Here is a 20,207-nt window from a genome sequence, read left to right as displayed (position 1 = left end):
ACGCGGTGAGTTTTGCGATGTCGGCCAAAGCGCATTACGCCTGTCTGGCGATGTTGGAACTGGCGCTTCGCCAGGACGAGGATCGTCCGGTAGCGCTCCGCGAGATCACTGCGCGACATAGCATCCCGCAGCCCTTCTTAGTGCAGATCCTGCAGCAATTGAAACAGGCTGGCTACGTGACGAGTACGCGTGGCAGCCAAGGGGGTTATCGATTATCCGTGGATGCGGCAACGATTTCGTTACTAGACATCTGCGATGCAATCGGTTGTGGCGAATCGGAGACAACACTCGACAACGCCGACACAACTCCCGAAGCCCAAGTTTTGGATTCGACCTGGCGTGCAGCGAGCAAAGCGTTCCGCGATGTGCTCTCGGCGATTCGTTTGGAAGACCTGGCCAACGATTGCGCCCGCAGCGAAGGAGCGATGTTCTACATTTAGAATTCGCCCATTGCAGAATCGAAGCGAAGCCTGTGGTCGTTACCCACATGGGCTTGCCCTGCATTCAACGATGCCTTCCTGCAATCCGACGGCCCGCCTGACGACCGCTTGCGGTTTCCCGTGGTTTGTTTCGAGGTTGGGAACCCCAAGCGATCGCCAGGCGGCAGACTAGATGGCATTGTTTTTTCAGGTGTTCCACTTCACGCAGCACGGCTTCGGAAACACCGATCGGATCGGCAAGGTATGAAGTCCGCAGGACGGCCATGCCGCGGGCGATTTGCATCGCCCGCGACAATTGGCTTGGCCGTCGTGCGTTTCCATCGATCTAGTTGCGGAACAGTTCGGTAATGCCGTAGGTGAAGAAGGTGACCAGACTGAAATTGACCAATTCTTCGCACGGCTTATACCTTAGGATCAGCGTGTCGCCAGGCTGAACCATCAACCGTTCCGATTTATCGTTCAGCGCTTTGTTCAAGTCGACGGCGATATTAAATTGATCACCACAGGGCGTGGTTCGCATGACGTACAACTGAGTCGGCGATGCCCCCGCGAAGCCGCCACCCAACATCCCTCCACCTCCTTGAGATTGGCCAGAACCTCCCAGACCTTGACCTGCGATTGCCATCGCCCCCACGACATCTAAATCATAGTCGCGTGGGATGGGAAACTGACCGCCTGGCAACAGGCCTCCGGTGTAGAAAAATTCGGTATCCCGAGCTTCCACGACCACGATATCGCCTTCCTCCAAAATGATGTCCGATGGCTGTAGGTGGGGCATCTGTCCCGGATAGACTCGCAACGGGATGCGGATCGCGGTGGGATCGAAATCTTGGTTTAGGTTGCAACCCGAATAACAAGGGTCCTGAGGCATGCAGCCGCCACCGATCATTCCAGAGTCGACGTACGATCCCGCCATTCCGGGCATCATGATCGGCATCCCATTGGCATCCAATTGTCCGATTCGATTCGCCTTGAGGATTTTCACTTCATTCTTCGCGTTCAAGCCGGGAAGTCCCCCGGTTTGTGCAAGGGCATGCATGACATCGTTTTTGTAAGCGGGTAGATCCAACGTGTGCCCCGACCCCGAGCGTGTCGAACCGCCAACGATGCTTCCCTTGCTGCCACCGCCACTACCGCCAGGAAGCGCCAGCGAATCGTCTTCGTCTTCGCGAATCACAATCACACGATAGGTTCGTTCACGCATCAGCGAGACCAAGATCCGATCGCGGCCCTCCTTGAGGATCTTCTTGTCGACCACATACGCCTTACGAATCGCTGCTTCCACTTCGGTCAGGGTTTTGCCCCGCACCTGAATGGGTTCGACCAAGGGGAGTGGCAGCGTGCCGTCGTCGCGGATCGGAATCGGATAGCCAACCGACGGTGGCAAGTCACTGCCTGCTTCGGGAAAGTGGACTGGCGGCGCGGTTTCGGTTTGGTTTTCATTCGATTTCGGAGGCATGATCCCTTCGATATAGATGCCTAAGATATCCCCCTCATCGAGCGAATAATGCGGGGGAGCCTGTTGACGCAGAATTGAAAGTGGAACCGGAACCAAGTTGTTCCGACTTTGCCCTCGCATCTCCGGTGGTATCTGACCTACAGGGATGCCCGACATGGGCGACAAGAAGGAGGTGCAACCGGTCGCCGTGAGCGCCAAGAGGCCGGCGATGGCGAACCAACATCGCGGTGACAAGTAAGCGGTATTTCGATTTATCGTGAGGACTCGCATTGGACTACATTCCGTTGTGTGATGTGTATGACGGGTCGTTTCATACGACCCCGCGATTAAACTATTTAGGCCACCTAGTTCGATAATCCCGGAACCTGGCTCCAGCGGACCGAGGTTCGAATGACCTCTGACAGGGGAGCGTCATTCGGAGAATCGCTCGGAATGAGCCCCAACGAAGGGTGAGCTTTTGCATTCTGTTGAATCCCGAAAGACGTTTGCTTGAGCGTTGGCCTCGCTTCAGACACAACATCGTGTTGTGCATGCACCCGATCCCGTGCATCCCCATTGGAAGGCGACGGGATGTCACGCAAGACTGGCAAGGCCAGCGGAATCGGCGTCGATGATTGCAAGGGGGGACTTTGCAACGCGCTGCCTACTGGACGCTGCGGTGCTGCCACGCTGACGGGAACCAAGCGTGTTTGCGTTGGAATCGGCGTGAATTTCGCCGATGCGGGGACATCTACTGCGGGATCTGCGAAATGACGCGTGACGCGATTCGAAGCTGCAGACTCACCAGCGACTCGCGCAACGGATGTTGCCACTTCTGGCGACGGATCGATAACGCTGCCTGCAGGTCCGCAAGCGGGCGATGTTGCAGAGCAGTTGTTAGCTGGCTGGTATTGAGCGATCAGGTGCGCTGGCATCGTGGAACGCCACCACAAATGACAGCCCTGCTGTTCCGCAGCGATAACCCCCAGCGGATAGCCTTCGAACCAGGCTTGATCGCGGCAGTTGTTCTCTGGAGAACGGAACGCACCCACGAGACAACATTGATTTTGAGGGGGGAAGACGGGGGGACAGCCATCTTTCCCCGATGCGACGTCCACAAAGCCGTCGATAAAACCGCGGCGAACGGCGAGCGTATTACAGTGGTTCGCGTAACAACTTGCGTGTTTCTGGCTCCACACGCGACGTGCCATCAATTGGGCCCGTGTCATATGTAGGCTGCGATTGACGGAACAATCACAGGAGCTGGCCACGCCTTGAAAATTCGCGCAACCCGATATGCTGCTGGACAACAAAATTGCCATCACCGCGAGCACTGAACGGTGCACTATCCTGCTTAAGGTTCCTGCCCGTGGGCGAATGAACGCCTGGCGATGGCGATCACTTTCGTTCAGTTCATTCATGATTTCCTCCTTGAGAACTCCGCTGCATCGTCGCCGAAGCAGCAACATGTGTTGGTCCGAAGCGGGTGCAGGCAACGTTGCGATTGTTTGAGATCTGGTCGCGATCACCCTTCCGCTCCATCCACCAGAGCCCCCATGCGAGAAAGTATTTTCATCCAGACATGGGACAACTGAGGCTTAACCAATGTTTTCGTTACATAGCAACCGTTAGCCTACCTTTTCTTTGCTTCAGCGAATCTTTCCAATGACCGGCACTCTTCCCCCAAACACCCCTGCCTATCCTATGCAACGTCCCCTCCCTCAGAGGTAGCTAAACGGGCGTTTTAGTCAACATGCACAATATGCGAACTTTGCCTATTGATCTGGAAATCCGGCCCCAGTACACTACCTTGACTATGCATGCGTAACCTTTGCTAAACACATCAATGAAGAGGATTGAGACAGATGAAACGCAGAAAACTATGTACCGGTCTCTTAGTAATTGCCTTTTCCACGCACCAAGCCTTTGGTGTGGTCGGGTCTCAGCTGACTCCTACCGAGACCGTTGCGGGACAAGTCACGGAAGCTGGTGAACAAACGGATGTTCTGCCCAAAATGGCTGACATCGCGTCGTTAAAAGACCTTGCTTCCGCGATGACTCAACTGCAATCCGACATCGAAGCCGATGAGCAACCTTGCTCCGAACTCCTGACCCGTCTGGATGAACTACAGACCAATTTGACGAACGTGGTTGTGGCCGAACCCGAGCAGGTGTTTTATGACCAGCTGTTGGTCGATTCCAACGCAATGCGCGGGCATCTTCCTTGTGCATCTTCGGAGGTCATCATCTCCGAGGAAGAAATCATCGTCGGAGAAGAAATTCTCGGGGAATGTTGCCAACCCACGCTTGGTGGTGCACCGCTTGAAGGAAGTGGCTGCTGCGGAGGTGGAGGCAGTGGTGGTGGTGGAGGCGGATTTGGCGGAGGCCTTGCGGGCTTGGCCGGTTTGGCTGGCTTGGCGGCAATCGGCAGCGACGACGACGGCGGCGGTTACAAAGGTGGCGGCAAACCGAACCACCACGTCAAGTCAAAACGCTACGGACACGGCTACTCCAAAGGAAGCGGCTACTAGGTCGTATCCTTTGCAACTCAGGGGATAGCCATCTAAGAATCCCGTTTTGTGGAACAGTTCAAATTCCGTAGCATCCACGTCTGGCTTGCTGCGGAGTTTTTTTCTTTTGGTCGCATCCAGCTATCAACGGATACCTCACCTTCCTGCCCTTCGTCTCACACTTTCATCCACCAGACCTCCCAACGCGATGTCACGCAACGATCGTCCAATCGCGAAGCCTCGACAGGCCGATTCGAAAGGTTCCCGGTGGTGGGCAAACCTAGGGATCTACCTATGCCACCTGACAATCTTAGGATTGCTCTCGTATTCGGCATGGATGTACGGCGGCGCTCAAACCATTGTCCAATGGCAGCTTGCCGTTGGAATGAGCGTTGCAGTAGGACTCGGGTTGATTGTGGTCGAGTCCCGAGAAACAACGCCTCGCCCTCGATCAGGATTGTGCGTTCTTTGTTTTCTCTGGCTGCTTTGGGGTTGGCTGCAGTCAGTGCCGCTGCCCGAGCGTCTTGTTCATACGGTGTCACCAGGAACGGCCAATACACGAGCGGAATTTATTCCCGCCAGCGGCGATCCCGAGACCTCGTCGCCTCGGCCGACTGACGCGACATCGTCTTCGTTCCAAACGCTGAGCATCATTCCATCGCAGAGCCGAGTGGGCTGGAGCGTAAGCACTTTAGGGGTGGCTGGGCTTGTTCTCGGCTGCACCGTTTTTACGACGCGGAATGGACGCTTGACCCTAATGCTTGGCATCGCTGCGAATGCGGGAGCAATCGCGGTCTGGTCGATCATGCAGCGGGCAACAGATTCCACCCAAGTCGTCCCCGGCATTCAAGAAGAGTACTTTCGCGATACATTTTCGACGTTTCACTATCGCAACGCAGGGGCTGCTTACCTGCTGGTCGGCTTATCGGCCGCGAGCGGGATCGCAATCTGGAACCTCGCAAACAAACAACTCTGGAACTTCGGTCGACAGCGAGGCTCTCGGAACCTTCAAGTTTACAACCGTGGCGGATACTGGACCGACCTGCCCGTCGTGGCATCCATCTCGCTGATGCTACTAATTGGAATTGCAATCGTTCTATCGCTGTCGCGCGGCGCTTGGGTATGTGGTGCGGCTGGATTGTTTTTTATTGCGATCGCTGGTTTGAGAACGGTTGGTTGGCGGGCTATCGCTGCGTTAGGGGCATGCGCGGTGGCAGTCGTCGCCGGCGGTTCGTATTTGGCAGCACAACATGAACGTATTGAGACACGATCGACAGACCTCGCACTAGATCACATTGCCGGCGATGGCCGGTTCGAACACTTCTGGGATGGGGTCGACGCAGCGATCCACTACATTCCGACAGGTTCAGGCATCGGCACTTACGGATTTGCCCACCTGCCTTTCATGCACGAGGACTCCACCGCCTGGTATGAAAATGCCCACAACCAATATCTTGAAGTGCTCACCGAAAGCGGGATCCTCGGCATGGTACTCTTGATGTCGGGTATCGTCCTGTTAGGAATTCGATCTTGGCATGTCTTAACGTGCAGCAAGGAGCCAAGTCAGATTGGAATCGGCGCCGCCGGATGTGTTGCCTTGATCGCGGTTGCCGGCCAAGCACTCGTTGATTTTGTGATTATCTACCCCGCAAATATGATGACGGCAGGACTGCTGCTCGGAGCGGTCTGCGGTTGTGAGTTGCGTTCCTCCAAAGGCTCGCCAACAGACGCGTCGACGTATCACAGCAAGCCCCCGACATCTCCCCGGCCCATCGCTTTGGGTCCGTTTGCATGGCTCATGCTACTGGCGATCCCACTGTTCTCCAGCCAATTCATACTCGGTAGAGAGGTTCACAGCCAACAGATTTTGCTCGCAACAACACCTCTTTCCGACGATCAACTCCCCTCGCAAAAAGAGTGTTCTGAAAACGCTCAGCAGCTACAAAAACTGACCGATGCGATGCCCGATAACGCGATCGCGTGGCAACAATTGGCTTGGTGGCAGAACGCGGAACTGCGGCTTCGGATCATCGCACGCCACGCGTCCAACCAACCATCGGTATCCGACGCACAACAGAGCGAACAATGGATCATCCAATCCCCGATGGGCTGGTTCGAAGCTTTTGCGGTGGCCGATCAGCAACAACAATCGAAACTCCGCAACCAACTGGTCCCCGAGGAGGGTGATCGGCAGCTACTCCATTCGTCGCTTGCCGCCCTGTCGCGTGCCAACGAATCGAATCCGTTAATGCCACAAACCCATTTGAACCGTGCCACGTTGGCTCCGTGGATCGGCGACGATTGGCGCCCCCATGCATTGCGTTTGAAACAACTTGCACGTAGCAATCCTGAGCAACTCTATTTTGCAGGACTACTCTTCTACCTGGGCGACGAACAAGAACTGGCGATAGAGACTTGGCGTCGCTATCTAGCCATCGCCGCGACGCGGCGGCAAACGATTTTGGGACTCGCCATGATGAAATGGAAGGCAGAAACGATCGTCAATCAGTTGTTTCCCGCCAATCCCGACTTGTTGATCGCAATGACCGGACACGCATTGCGAGACAAGAAGCTTGCAGAACTAGTACCATTTTGCCAACGCCGAAGCGAGCAACTGATCCATTCTGAAGGTCTACTTACAACAGCCGAAAGACACGCCTGCAACGCACAACTGGCGGAACTGAACGCGGATTTGCAGCGGGCGGCAGAGCATTGGCAAAACGCCACTCTTGCCGCCCCCCAAAATATTGATTACCGACTTCGCTCCGCTTCGTTGGCGTTAAAACTTGGCGACGCGCGGACCGCTCAAAAACAAGCCAATGTGGCCCGAGCGCTCGGTGGATCCAATCCGCAACTCGATCGAATCTTCGCGGCGATTGAACTTCAAAAACCTCGTCACCGCGCTCGTGACCAAGAAGCCTCCCCAAGAGACATGCGTTAGCCAGGTTTCCCCCATCATCCTCTGAATGAATTTGCAACTAACGATGGCGTCGAATTCCTAACCTGCAGAACGCCACTGAAGCCCCCCAGCAACGCCACCGAGGCGGGCTACAAACACCTGGGCGCTGCAAGTGCCAACAATCCAACCAGCGCCGAACGTTCTCCACGCATCTTACGATTCGTTGCCAATCTTAATTTCTGAACAGTTCGGTAATACCGTAGGTGAAGAAGGTCACCAGACTAAAGTTGACCAACTCTTCGCACGGCTTGTACCGCAGAATCAGGGTATCACCAGGCTGGACCATCAACCGTTCGGAGTTGTCATTGAGTGCCTTGTTCAGGTCCACGGCGATATTGAATTGGTCGCCGCACGGAGTGGTTCGTATGACGTATAGCTGAGTCGGGGACGCACCAGCAAAGCCGCCACCCAACATTCCGCCACCTCCTGGTGATTGACCAGCAGCTCCGAGACCTTGACCTGCGATCGCCATGGCACCCACACCATCTAAGTCATAATCGCGTGGGATCGGAAACTGACCGCCATGCAGAAGGCCACCAGTGTAGAAAAATTCGGTGTCCCGAGCTTCCACAACCACAATATCGCCTTCCTCGAGAATGATGTCCGATGGTTGAAGCATCGGGTTGTTGATTTGGGTTTTGGCAGACAAACGACTCTGGACCTTTGAACGTGAACGCTCGACTCAAGTTTGGGATTCCTACAGTCGGCGCGGATACTGGACCGACCTGCCAGTCGTCGTTTCGATTTCGTTGGTAATGGTGATCGGCTTTGCTGTTCTATTATCGTTTTCTCGCGGAGCCAGGGCTTCTGTACTGATCGCGACCGTTTTGATTTCAAGCGTTGGTCTGCGCGGCATTGGTTGGCGGTCCGTGGTGGGCGTTGCGCTGATCTCGATTGCGGGGATGGCTGCAGCAACATGGTTTCTCTCCCAGCAGGATTCGCTGGAAAAACGTTCAGAAGATCTTTCGGCTCAACGAATTTCTGCCGACGACCGTTTCGAACACTGGGCTGCGGGATCCGCCGCTGCAATTCACTATCTACCGCTCGGCTCTGGTGTCGGCACCTATGGCTTCGCCCATCTCCCCTTCAAAAACCGCGATACCGATTCGTGGTACCGCAACGCCCATAACCAATACCTCGAAGTTTTGACCGAAAGCGGATTGCTTGGCGTCGCCATCGTTCTGTTGGGAATCCTGTTGTTGGCGCGGCGATGCTGGACCGTGTTCACCCAGAGCTCCGATCCGGGGCAAATGGCGATCGGAGCGGCAGGGTGTTTTGTCTTGGCCTCAATTGTCTGTCAAAGCAGTGTCGATTTCGTGATCACCTATCCTGCAAATCTTTTGACATGTGGGCTGATATTTGGCGCGGTTCTTGGCTGCCCAGCAACCGCCGAATCACGAAAAGATTCCTCAAGGCTTGCGGTGGGTGGCGCACCGTACCCGACAACGGGAGCCAACGGATTCATATGGCTCCTGCTAGCTGTGGCACCACTGCAACTCAGCCAATATTTGCTTCGCAAAGAAGTTGAATCGGACAATATTTTATCGGCAACTGAAATTCCAATGGAGACCGTCACTCCAACATTGGATCAGTGCAATAAAAACCAGGACAAACTGCGACGTTTAACCGATGCGATGCCCGACAATGTCGCCGCTTGGCAACGCTATGCTTGGTGGCAACTTGCCGAACTTCGCTTGAAAGCAGCGAAACAGGAAGCCCCCAACCAACTCGATAAAGCTTGGCAACATCAAACCACGCTACACTGGTTTTCGATGTTTGCGAACATGCCTTCGAAACAACACTCGCAATCCCTGGCAGCCCTCTTCCCTTCGCCTACCGATCAGCGATTGATGCGCGATGTGAATCACTCTCTGCAGCGTGCAGTCCAATGCAACCCTCTTTCACCGCAAAGTCACCTTGCACTGGCGATGCTCGCACCTATTTCGAACAACGCTTGGCAGCACTGGGGAACCAACTTAGCGCAACTGGCACACAGCAATCCAGAGCATATCTACGCTGCTGGCTTACTGCACTACTTAACGGATGATTCGGAAGCCGCGATCCGGCTTTGGAACCGCTATCTCACCGTCTCTAGCCAACGTGCGGACACGATACTGGCACTTGCCCACCGACGCTGGCCCCCCGAAACGATCGTAAACCAACTATTTCCTGACAACATCGCCCTATTGCTGGCGATGGCTGGGCGGGCCCAGCGCGACCCATCAATGCGCGAACCCCAGTCGCTCTGGACAGCCCGCTGCATCGACATACTTCAATCGGATGAAAGTCTATCGGATGCGGAGCGTGCGGCAGGGCGCGCCCAGCTCGCAGAACAGCAGTCCGATTGGCAACAGGCCATCACGTATTGGCGAGAAGCGGTTCAAGGTGACACGTCAAACCCGACCTTTCGCGTTCGTCTCTCCGCTGCGCACTTGAAACTGGGGAATGAGATTGCTGCCTACGACCAAGCAATTGTCGCTGGCTCGCTGGGAGCCAGACAGCATCAGGTTGACTCCCTGTTTCACACGATCGAACGCCTGCGCAGAAACCGCGAACCGCGTTAATTCCATCCTCGGAAAGGCGTCTAGGTTTTCCTTTGCGATGCAATCGATTTAACAATACGACAAATCAACGACACCGCCAATTTTACTACTTGCGTACGCACAACAAGCTGTTAATACTATCCCTGCGGGCAGACAAGACAACGTAGCCAATCCAACGCACCGCACCCGCCACGCAGGGGAGGGTGGGGATAGAGGAGAATTTATATGATCGGGCTACCTGTCAGTGTTGCGAGAAACATTTCGCCACAGCGCATTTCCGTTCGCGTTGGGATATTGAACAGGTACGCGCAATCCCCAATGTCAGCTTGCCGATGTCGAACTTCACTTCGCCTCCAACTCGCAACTCCAAAAAACCATCGCCATGCAGACCAATCACTCCACGAAAGAGATCGCATTCCCAGCCGATGGGATGCTTGACTCGCCCCCCAGCGACGTTACGCGTATTTTGCGTCGCCGTTGGCCGCTGCTGCTGTTTGGTTTGGTGGTGGGGCTCGGCATCGCCTACGCGTACCACAAAAACACGAAAGTGGTTTATCAGTCGAGCATGGACATTCTGGTGTCTCAACGCGCATCGGAATTGATGACAAGCAATTCCCCCAACGGACGCAGTTTTGATGCCAGTGTGGTCCGAGCGGACTTGCTCGCAACTCACATCGCACTACTCAAAAGTCCGATGATCTTGAACGATGCAATCGAAGTCGGAAATCTTTCCGATCTCGATTCGTTTGTCGCTGCCCGTCGCGAAGGAAACTCGGCACTGGGCCTGCTGAGTGGAAACCTGAACATCCAACGCGGTGGGGCGGGTGGTTCCCAAGGCGCAAGTGTTCTTCAGGTGACGTACCAAAGTTCCGATCCCGAAGATGCCGAGTATGTTTTGGAAGTGGTTTACGAGCGTTACTGTCACCACATCGAATCGCGTACGCAAAATGTCGGCGAAGAAGCGGCAGCATTGATCATCCAAGCTCAAGCGACAAACGAACAGGAACTCCAGGACGCCACACAAGCGTACACCGCCTTCCTGGCAACGTCGGTCGGCATGCTCGATGGCGAACAACTGCACAGCGTCTCCCATGACCGCTTGCAGACGCTCGAACAAGAAATCGCAGAAGTTCGTTCGCAATTGGTCTACGCAAAATCGAAGCTTGAAAGCATCGCCGAGATCGAAGCCTCTGGAAGCGACCAAGAGCAGATGGACATTGAACGTCTGGCACTCCTGAACGCCCGCGACGCTGATCGTCTAAAATTCTTCATGGATATCGCCAATGGCGATGTAGGGTCTACCGGCGCATCGCGCGAAGATCCGCTTCGCGCGGCAGCCATCAATTTGGAACACACCAAAGTGCTGGGCTTAATGCTTCGCGAACAAGCCTTAACAGCCGACTATGGAGATGAACATCCACTGGTTCAACGGGTACGCGACGAGCTCACTTCGGTTCGAAATTATATCAACGAGAAAGCACCGACAGGGCTGGAAGAAATTGTTTCCTCGGGCATGACTCCGTCACAAATTCTAACTGCGTTCTCCACTCTGCTGAATAACGACATTAAAGACCTGAGCAAAAGACAACAACATTTGATGGAAGAAGCCGCGACGGTTCGTGTCGCAGCAAAAGCCGCGGAATCGGAGTTCCTGGAGGGGACGGCGTTGAAAGCCAAAATGACACGCGCTCAGCAACGCTACGATGTGATCATGGGACGCCTTCAGGAACTGGAATTAACCTCCGACTATGCCGGATTTACGATCGATCTCCTCTCGCCACCGGGCGTCGGTGGGCAAATTTGGCCTAAGCTATCGAAGATCCTGATGAACGGCGCTCTCGCCGGTTTGTTGGTTGGCGGCCTGCTTGCTTTCTGGGCCGAATACGCGGATCAAACATTCCGCGACCCAAGCGACTTGGAGCGTTCGCTCAATGCAAACGTGATTGCCCATGTTCCACGTTTTCAAGTTACGCGAAAGGAAAAGAAGGCTGCGAAGCAGTCGTCGCTTAGCCCTCTATGCCGCACCGTCTTCGCACCGCACAGCGTCGAGTCGGAAGTGTTGACGATGGCCAGAACAAGCTTGTTTGTACACACCGGCCAAACCGATGAAAACGTGATCCAAGTCACCAGCCCCATGCCCGGTGATGGAAAATCCACGATGACGGTTAACGTTGCCGCAGCGATCGCCAAAGCAGGCAAACGTGTCCTACTGATCGACGCGGACCTTCGACGCCCCACACTTTACAAACTGTTAGGAATTCAGCATCCGAAGGGACTTGCCGAATACTTGATGGGCGACGCTTCGCTGGAAGAGGTGACCGTATCATCTGAAATCCCAGGACTTGATTTCATCTGCCATGGGCATCATGCCAGTGAACCTGCAGAGCTACTGGAGTCCTTCGCGTTGGAAACGCTGATTGCCGAAGCGAGACAAGATTACGACTTTGTGTTTATCGACTCTCCACCCTTGTTGGCGGTCGCCGATCCATTGATCATCGCCGCTCAGGCCGATACGGTTCTGATGGTGGTCCGTGTGCAAAAGAATGGCCGCCGACCGGTAGAGCGATCCCGTGAATTGCTCACTTCGAACAAAATCAAAGTGGCGGGAATCATTGTCAATGGAGCCGAGCGAGGCGATAAGAACTTTGGCTACGGCGAATACGTCAAGCCTTATGAATATGGCTATGCAACCCAGTACACCAAGTCGTATTCCTCGAAGCCGCAACCGCGCCCCGTCTCATCGGCCAGCGTTTAATCACAGGTAGCAACGAGGCCCTGCAACGGCATTAAATTGCAACGGCCATCCAATTGGCTCCGATCAAGAACCTCTCAGCTCTCGACCTTCCAATGCTAGAAGGTCGAGTCGAGAACGGAGACCGCTGACGAGCCTAGCAGCTCGTCGCGACAGCTAAGTAAAACGGATCACTTGCCCGCGAGTTCTTTGACGCGGATGTTGCGCCAGGCAACTTGGTAGGGACCTTTGTCTTTGCCGATCCCGTGAACTTGCAAGCCAATGAAACCGCTAGGGTGCGTTTCAAAGATCGGTTCGTCGGTCAAGTCTTCAATCATCTCGCCGTTGATCCAAGTTTGGATCCGAGGTCCGTTGGCGACGATCCGGAATTTATTCCAACCGTCATTGTCGAAGTGGTCGTGGGGCTTGAGTCGTTCCGCTGGAGTTAACCAACCGCGACCGGTGGCTTCACCGTAGACATAGCCCGCTTCAGCCGGTCCGCTTTCGATTTCGACTTGCGGTCCGTTGACACGGCCGAAACCCTTTTTCTTGTCATCTTGTTCCTTGGTTTGGGAACGAATTTGGACTCCGGAGTTCAAGCCCTTGTCGACCTTGACTTCGAATTCGAGTTCAAAGTTTCCGTAGTCTTTGTCGCTGCATAAAAACGAATTGGGGCTTCCTACGGCGGTTCGGCCGACAATCGTCCCGTCTTCAACCGCGTAGGTGGCGGTGCCATTTTTCTGGGTCCAGCCGGTCAACGATTTGCCGTCGAACAACGACACCCAGCCGTCGTCCGCAATGGCAATCGTGGGGGCGACGCTGCAGGTGGCCAACATCATCAGGAAGGCAGATGTGAACAGTTTTCGCATGTGAAATCACTCTTGTGTAAAAGGGAAATAGGGGGAGTCGGTGCGCCGCGTGAGTTGAGGAAGCGGCCGAGTCGAAACTCAACAACCGCAACGGGAACGACGAGATGACCATTGTGATGGATACGCCCTGGCAATCCAAGGCTGGAACAAAAGAAAGCGGCCACGCCTGCAATGTTGTCCCACAAGCAGACGTGGCCACGTTCCGGGAAAGGAGAATTGGTGAGAGGGCATTTGAAATGCCCCCTCTTAAGCGATTCCGTTGCGTGTTCTACTTCGAAGCCGATTGTTCGACCAAGATCGGATCGATGCCATCGACAAAGCTGATCAGCGAACTGGAGCGATAGGGCTGTTGTAGCTTGCGAACCGCTTTGCTTTCGATCTGACGAACGCGTTCGCGAGTGACTTGGAAGATCTTACCGACCTCTTCCAATGTATAGGTGTAACCGTCGGCCAAGCCATAACGCAGACGCAAGATCTCGCGTTCGCGATAGTTCAACGTCTCCATTGCCTGTTCGATCTGTTCCTTCAACGCGTCGCGATTCGTCTCGTGCAAAGGATCGTCGTCGCGATAGTCTTCCAAGAACTCACCAAACGCGCTGTCCTCGTGATCGCCCAATGGTTGGTCCAACGAAAGCGGTTGACGACTCATCTTCAAGATCACGCGTGCATCATCCAACGACAACCCTGCGCGATCGGCGATCTCTTCGGCCATCGGTTCACGACCGAATTCTTGTACCAAATCGCGAGTGATCTGACGGACTTTGTTCATCGTGTCGATCATGTGAACTGGCACGCGAATCGTGCGACTCTGATCGGCGATCGCTCGCGTGATCGCCTGCCGAATCCACCATGTCGCGTACGTGCTGAACTTGTATCCGCGAGCGTGTTCGAATTTGTCGACCGCTCGCATCAAGCCCGTGTTCCCTTCTTGAATCAGATCCAAGAAGCTGAGTCCACGATTGCGATACTTCTTGGCGATCGAAACGACCAAACGCAGGTTGCCAGCCGACAACACTCGCTTCGCTGCATCATAGGTTTCACGATGCATTTCGGTTCGATCGACGCGACGCTTCAGCGTTGCCGAACTTTCGAAAGTCATCCGCATCAAATAATGCAACTCTTTGCGAAGTTCGGCGTGCGAACGAACGCCCGGCATGTCTTCGACCGAGGGTTGTAACAATTGAGCTTGAATTTCTTGCATCCGAGCATTGATGTCCGCCAATTTGTCGAACAGCGGTTGCAGGCGATTGGTGCGAAGGTCCATTTCTTCAACCAGCCGAACGATCTTGTTGCGGCGTTGAACCAACTTTTTCCAAGCGGCCCGACGCACTTCTTCACTGTTGCGAAGGCTGATCGCGGTGTAGAAGTCGGCACGATTGAGCGACAACAGGTGGCGGATTGTTTTTACGTTAGGACCAATCCGACGCAGGATGTTTCGCTTTCCAACCGCATTGGTGACGCTGACTTCGATCGTCCGGTCAAGACGCAACTGACCGTCGCGCACTTGTTCCAACAGCTTGCAGGCGCCTTGCAGGATGAAATCGGTGGCCAACATCCAATGGCGATACTTTTCACGGGTCGATTCGATGTTGATCGCCGATTCAACCTCTTCTTCGCGTGTCAACAACGGGATCTGCCCCATCTGCATCAGATACATACGCACGGGATCGTCGATCGTATCGGTATCCGCTTCCTGAACCAGATCGCCGCTTTCGTCGCGATCTTCATTCTCTTCACTCAAGTCGTCCGATGCGACGCGACTTGTGAATTCTTCGGTCTCGTCCAAGAATTCCAAGTTATCGTTGCGGTTGCGTGTGCTTTTCTTTGCCATGGTGTTTTCCTCTCTCCCGGTGCATTGGATCGTGTGTGGGACGGAGGGGGATAAAAGCACGATGGATGCCAGACTGCCGAAAAAGCCTCACAAAAACAGCGTAACCCTTTACAGTAGTTGCACTTAGAGACAAAAGCGATCATTCAACAGGAACTCGGCTGATGCAGCGACGCATCAAACCGCGTTGCAAATTCTCCACATCCGCGCCACTGCGGTGCGGCAACGCAACACGCCCGCCGGGCGGAGACCGAGCATCTCCCCAGTGCTCCCTTACGGCATTCGCCCTCCGCGACACGCCCCCCCTCTCCTGCACCCCTCTGCAGAAGAATGTGGGGACAACGATCCCCACCGGACTCAGCCAATACGATCCGTTTTTTTGGAAAAACCGTGGCGATCGTCCTAGTATTTCCAGGATTACCAACGCAAGGTAACCAAGATGACGACAACGCATGACGCGTTAATGATCCTGGTTGCATGGAGGCGAGGTTACCGCCCCCAAAGCATCTACAAAGACCCCAACGATGAATTTTCCCAAACGCACCAACCGACTCCGACGCAACGCCAGTGAAACACTTGAACCTCGCACCCTTTTGAGCGCATCGGCTTTCGCCTCCGCTCAGGGCTCCGCCTCCGTTCAGGAAACAGCCGACACAAACAGCGATCAAACGTCGGAAGAGTCCACCGAGACGCAAGCCTCCACATCCGCCGTCGTCTGCTCACGTAGCACCCACGAGATGTCAAGCGAAGGTGAAGCGCAAGCTTCGAATTCGGACGACAGCGAAGCCCCGGTCTCGGAAACCGATTCCACCGAGACGACCGAAGACGCGGTTGCCACCGACGACGACAGCACCAGCGAAGAAGTCACAACCGACGAAACCACCGCCGACGACAGTGAAGTCCTGGTTTCGGAAACCGATTCCACCGGCGCGACCGAAGACGCGGTTGCCACCGACGACGACAGCACCAGCGAAGAAGTCGCAACCGACGAAACCACCGCCGACGACAGTGAAGTCCTGGTTTCGGAAACCGATTCCACCGGCGCGACCGAAGACGCGGTTGCCACCGACGACGACAGCACCAGCGAAGAAGTCGCAACCGACGAAAACACCGCCGACGACAGTGAAGTCCTGGTTTCGGAAACCGATTCCACCGGCGCGACCAAAGATGCGGTCGCCACGGATGACAGCACCAGCGAAGAAGTCGCAACCGACGAAACCACCGCCGACGACAGTGAAGTCTTGGTCTCGGAAACCGATTCCACCGGCGCGACCGAAGACGCGGTCGCCACCGATGACAGCACCAGCGAAGAAGTCGCAACCGACGAAACCACCGTCGACGACGGTGAAGTCCTGGTCTCGGAAACCGATTCCACCGGCGCGACCGAAGACGCGGTCGCCACTGACGACAGCACCAGCGAAGAAGTCGCAACCGACGAAAACGTTATCGACGACAGCGAAGTTTTGGTCGCCGAAGCCGATTCAGACACAACGAACTCCGAAGAGGTCTTGATCTGCAACACGGAAGCTTCGACGACAACCGCTACAGAAACCGACACGGACACAGGATCGGAAACGAGCGACACGTCGGCCAGCGACGATCAAGACAACGTCGTTGCCCAGTCTACAACGTCCAGCGATGAAGAGACATCGGTCACCGATGACACGACGTCCACGACCGGCACAGCGACAGCGCCGATGGCCATGTCGACCGAGAGTGACGGTAAACAAACCCGCCAGGAGCGACAGGGACACCGGAACGCCCGTGGCCGCGGCTTTCACGCCAAACACTCCAGACACGGCAACTGGTACGCCAGCTTTCACGCCTCCAAATCCAAACGTTCCGCTGGCAAGATCAGCCGATCGATTTAAATAGACGCATCTCCTCTTTCTAAATTAGGATCCACCCGGAAATATGAACAATGATTCGGAACCACACTCCGCACCGGCAGTCGACGGTATTGCCATCATTGGTCTCGCCGGACGGTTTCCTGGTGCAGAAGATGCCCCAGCGTTTTGGGAAAACTTGGCCGCCGGTGTCAGCGGGGTAACCGACGTCCCGGCGGGGCATAACCCGAACAGCAGCCTTCCATCGCATCCGAATTACGTTCCGCGAGCCGCAGTCGTCAAAGACGCCGACTTCTTCGACGCCCAATTCTTTGGCATCTATCCCAAGCAAGCTGTCGACATGGATCCGCAGCATCGCTTGTTCTTGGAGATGGCCTGGCACGCGATGGAAAACGCCGGCTACGTCCCCGATGCAGCTCCCGGCCGCGTCGGTGTCTTTGCCGGTTGCCACATGAACACTTACATCTTCACACGACTGGCCGCCGATGCGGAGTTCCGCGAGTCGCTGGCCGATTCGTATCCCGGCGGCAGCTTGACCGCGGAGATCTCCAACGACAAAGACTATCTCGCCACGCGAGTCGCCTACCAACTGAACTTACGTGGACCAAGCGTCGCCGTTCAGTCAGCTTGTTCGACTTCGCTGGTGGCGATCTCGCAAGCTTGCGAAAACCTGATGGCCCGTTCGTGCGACATGGCGATCAGCGGCGGAGTGACCGTCACGTTTCCGCAGCAGCAAGGATATCTGCACACCGAAGACTCGATCCTTTCACCCGATGGATCGTGTCGCACCTTCGACGCCGACGCCTGCGGGACGATCTTTGGCGACGGAGTTGGCGCCGTCGTGCTGAAACGGCTGAGCGATGCGATCGCCGATCGCGACGACATCTATGCCGTGATCCGCGGCTGGGGAGTCAACAACGATGGCGGCGATAAAATGGGCTACACCGCGCCGAGCGTCTCCGGACAATCGACTGCGATCAAACTGGCCCATCGCCGCGCGGGGATCACCGCCGATACGATCAGCTACGTCGAAGCCCACGGAACCGGCACCCTCGTCGGCGATCCGATCGAAGTCGCAGCGTTGACCGAAGCGTTTCGCGAGACGACCGACAAGAAGCAGTTCTGTCGGATCGGATCGCTAAAAACCAACGTCGGGCACCTGGATGTCGCCGCAGGCGTCAGCAGCGTGATCAAAACCAGCTTGGCACTGCGGCATCGCCAGATCCCGCCGATGCTCCATTTCAAATCGCCCAACCCGAAGATCGACTTCGCTAACAGTCCATTTATCATCAACGATGAACTGACCGATTGGGAATCTCTCACCGGACCGCGACGCGCTGGCGTCAGCTCCTTTGGTGTCGGTGGAACCAATGCCCACTTGGTAATCGAAGAAGCTCCCGCTTCCGAATCGCTGGCGTCGTCGCGTCCCTGCCATCTGATCCGACTATCGGCTCGCTCGCTCTCCGCGCTCAATCAAATGAGCGACGACTTGGCGCAACACCTTGCCGACAACAACGATCTGAACCTGGCCGACGTCAGCCACACGCTGCAAGTGGGCCGCAAGACGTTCCGCCACAAACGTGTCGTCGTCGCCAGCGACCTAGCCGAAGCTGTAGAAACGCTCCGCTCGCGCAGCCCCAAGCAGGCGCCGACCGTCGACAATCGCGCCACCGCGACACCGATTGCGTTCCTGTTCCCCGGCCAGGGATCGCAGCATATCGACATGGCCCGCGCCCTCTACGAAACCGAACCTGTCTTCGCCGAACATCTGGATGCCTGTGCAGAATGCTTGACGCCGCATCTGGAGCTCGACCTTCGCACGCTCGTCTTTCCAGCCGCCGACGCCCCGCCGAGCGATCGCTTGGATCAAACCGAAATCGCGCAGCCCGCGCTCTTCATGATCTCTTGGGCGTTGGGAAAATGGTGGCAATCGCTAGGCGTCCAGCCGACGACGCTGATCGGGCACAGCGTTGGCGAATTCGCGGCCGCCGCCTTGGCCGGCGTGATGTCGATGGAAGATGCCGCTCGACTGGTAGCCCTTCGCGGCCGGTTGATGCAGTCGCTGCCAGCGGGTTCGATGCTGGCGGTCCAATTGTCAGAGGAGCGTTTGCAGCCGTTGCTGCCAGAAGCGCTCGAGATTGCAGCGAGCAACGGCCCCGCGTTCTGTGTCGTCTCCGGCCCAAGCGAAGCCGTCACGGCTTTCGCCGCCGAGATCGAAGCGGGCCGACACGGCGAAGGCATCGCCTGTCGCACGCTGCGAACCTCCCACGCATTCCATTCCCGCATGATGGACGCGGCGATCGAGCCGTTCGAACAGGAAGTCCGAAAAATCGAATTGCATCCGCCGACGATCCCGATCGTTTCTTCGGTGACAGCGCTGCCGATGGATGCCGCCACCGCGACCGATCCGGTCTATTGGGCGCGTCAGATCCGCGAACCGGTTCGCTTCTCCGACGCCTTGGCCGCATTGATCGCACAGCATTCGGGCGATTTGGTCCTCTTGGAAGTTGGCCCCAACCAAGCCTTGAGCACCTTGGCGCGGCAGCAACCGTTGGACACGAACCGCCAACATGTGCTTTCGTCGCTGCCTCATGTCAGCCAGACGGCAACCGACACAAGGTTTACGGTTACAACGATTGGACGGTTGTGGCAACAAGGCGTCACGCTCGATTGGACAAAAGTCTACGCGGGTGAATTGAGATCGCGATTACACTTGCCTATGTATCGCTTTGAACGCCAACGGTATTCGTTCGAAACCGACTTGCAGCGTTGCCAAACCCGTCGCGACCAGAACGTTGCTGCGTCGACCGAAAAGCCAGCAACACCGGAGCCCGAACCGCAACCACGACCGGCGCCGCAACCCGCCGCCGTCGAAGTGGCTGCCGAACCGCCGGTCGCCCAACAGGCTGCCACGGCGGTTCCGCAACAACCTCTGGCAACTCACACGACCAGCGTCGCCCAAACGGTGATCCAACAGCAGATGCAGTTGATGAACCAACAGATGACGCTGCTAAACCAAACACGACGCACCTAATCAAAGAA

12 protein-coding genes are annotated in these 20,207 nt (G+C 55.9%); 8 read left to right on the top strand and 4 right to left on the bottom strand.

Annotated features, from left to right (window positions below; translation table 11 throughout):
• The first annotated feature begins 5 nt into the window (after window positions 1–5).
• Window positions 6–440, top strand: a complete 435-nt coding sequence (locus Poly24_RS05530; protein WP_231753477.1) for an RrF2 family transcriptional regulator — start codon at window positions 6–8, stop codon at window positions 438–440.
• Between the two features lie 325 nt (window positions 441–765).
• Here Poly24_RS05530 and Poly24_RS05525 read toward each other — a convergent pair whose 3' ends face one another.
• A complete protein-coding gene (locus Poly24_RS05525) occupies window positions 766–2,169 on the bottom strand; it encodes a polysaccharide biosynthesis/export family protein (protein WP_145091638.1) in 1,404 nt (467 codons plus the stop codon).
• A 300-nt stretch (window positions 2,170–2,469) separates the two neighbouring features.
• Between Poly24_RS05525 and Poly24_RS05520 the strand changes: the two genes are divergently transcribed.
• From Poly24_RS05520 to Poly24_RS05510, 3 genes are all read left to right on the top strand, one after another.
• Window positions 2,470–2,652 (top strand): hypothetical protein, encoded by a 183-nt coding sequence (locus Poly24_RS05520; protein ID WP_145091635.1) that lies wholly within the window; start codon window positions 2,470–2,472, stop codon window positions 2,650–2,652.
• Window positions 2,653–3,743: 1,091 nt separating this feature from the next.
• The gene (locus Poly24_RS05515; protein WP_145091632.1) at window positions 3,744–4,409 is read left to right on the top strand and encodes a hypothetical protein; all 666 of its coding nucleotides are present in this window, start codon (window positions 3,744–3,746) and stop codon (window positions 4,407–4,409) included.
• Between the two features lie 736 nt (window positions 4,410–5,145).
• Window positions 5,146–7,329, top strand: a complete 2,184-nt coding sequence (locus Poly24_RS05510; RefSeq protein WP_231753613.1) for an O-antigen ligase family protein — start codon at window positions 5,146–5,148, stop codon at window positions 7,327–7,329.
• Window positions 7,330–7,519: 190 nt separating this feature from the next.
• Here the strand turns inward: Poly24_RS05510 and Poly24_RS05505 are convergent, their stop codons facing one another.
• Window positions 7,520–7,996, bottom strand: coding sequence for a hypothetical protein (locus Poly24_RS05505; RefSeq protein WP_197452623.1), 477 nt, complete (start codon window positions 7,994–7,996; stop codon window positions 7,520–7,522).
• Window positions 7,997–8,102: 106 nt separating this feature from the next.
• On the opposite strand from Poly24_RS05505, the gene Poly24_RS05500 reads away from it, so the two are divergent.
• Both Poly24_RS05500 and Poly24_RS05495 read left to right on the top strand, forming a co-directional pair.
• Entirely contained in the window at window positions 8,103–9,911 is a 1,809-nt protein-coding gene (locus tag Poly24_RS05500; protein WP_231753612.1) for an O-antigen ligase family protein, read from the top strand.
• A 361-nt stretch (window positions 9,912–10,272) separates the two neighbouring features.
• Window positions 10,273–12,645, top strand: a complete 2,373-nt coding sequence (locus Poly24_RS05495; RefSeq protein WP_145091621.1) for a polysaccharide biosynthesis tyrosine autokinase — start codon at window positions 10,273–10,275, stop codon at window positions 12,643–12,645.
• A 167-nt stretch (window positions 12,646–12,812) separates the two neighbouring features.
• Here Poly24_RS05495 and Poly24_RS05490 read toward each other — a convergent pair whose 3' ends face one another.
• Together Poly24_RS05490 and Poly24_RS05485 are read right to left on the bottom strand one after the other, a co-directional pair.
• Window positions 12,813–13,490, bottom strand: coding sequence for a 3-keto-disaccharide hydrolase (locus tag Poly24_RS05490; RefSeq protein WP_145091616.1), 678 nt, complete (start codon window positions 13,488–13,490; stop codon window positions 12,813–12,815).
• Window positions 13,491–13,758: 268 nt separating this feature from the next.
• A complete protein-coding gene (locus tag Poly24_RS05485; RefSeq protein ID WP_145091613.1) occupies window positions 13,759–15,321 on the bottom strand; it encodes a sigma-70 family RNA polymerase sigma factor in 1,563 nt (520 codons plus the stop codon).
• A 521-nt stretch (window positions 15,322–15,842) separates the two neighbouring features.
• On the opposite strand from Poly24_RS05485, the gene Poly24_RS05480 reads away from it, so the two are divergent.
• Together Poly24_RS05480 and Poly24_RS05475 are read left to right on the top strand one after the other, a co-directional pair.
• On the top strand, window positions 15,843–17,189 hold the full coding sequence (locus Poly24_RS05480; protein WP_145091610.1) for a midas domain-containing protein: 1,347 nt from the start codon (window positions 15,843–15,845) through the stop codon (window positions 17,187–17,189).
• A 43-nt stretch (window positions 17,190–17,232) separates the two neighbouring features.
• Window positions 17,233–20,199 (top strand): type I polyketide synthase, encoded by a 2,967-nt coding sequence (locus Poly24_RS05475; protein ID WP_145091607.1) that lies wholly within the window; start codon window positions 17,233–17,235, stop codon window positions 20,197–20,199.
• Window positions 20,200–20,207 lie beyond the last annotated feature (8 nt).

The organism is Rosistilla carotiformis (assembly GCF_007753095.1).
In the GTDB taxonomy this organism is placed as follows: Bacteria; Planctomycetota; Planctomycetia; order Pirellulales; family Pirellulaceae; genus Rosistilla; species Rosistilla carotiformis.
Note: the sequence above shows the minus strand (reverse complement) of the source record. Positions and strands in the feature narration are given on the sequence as shown.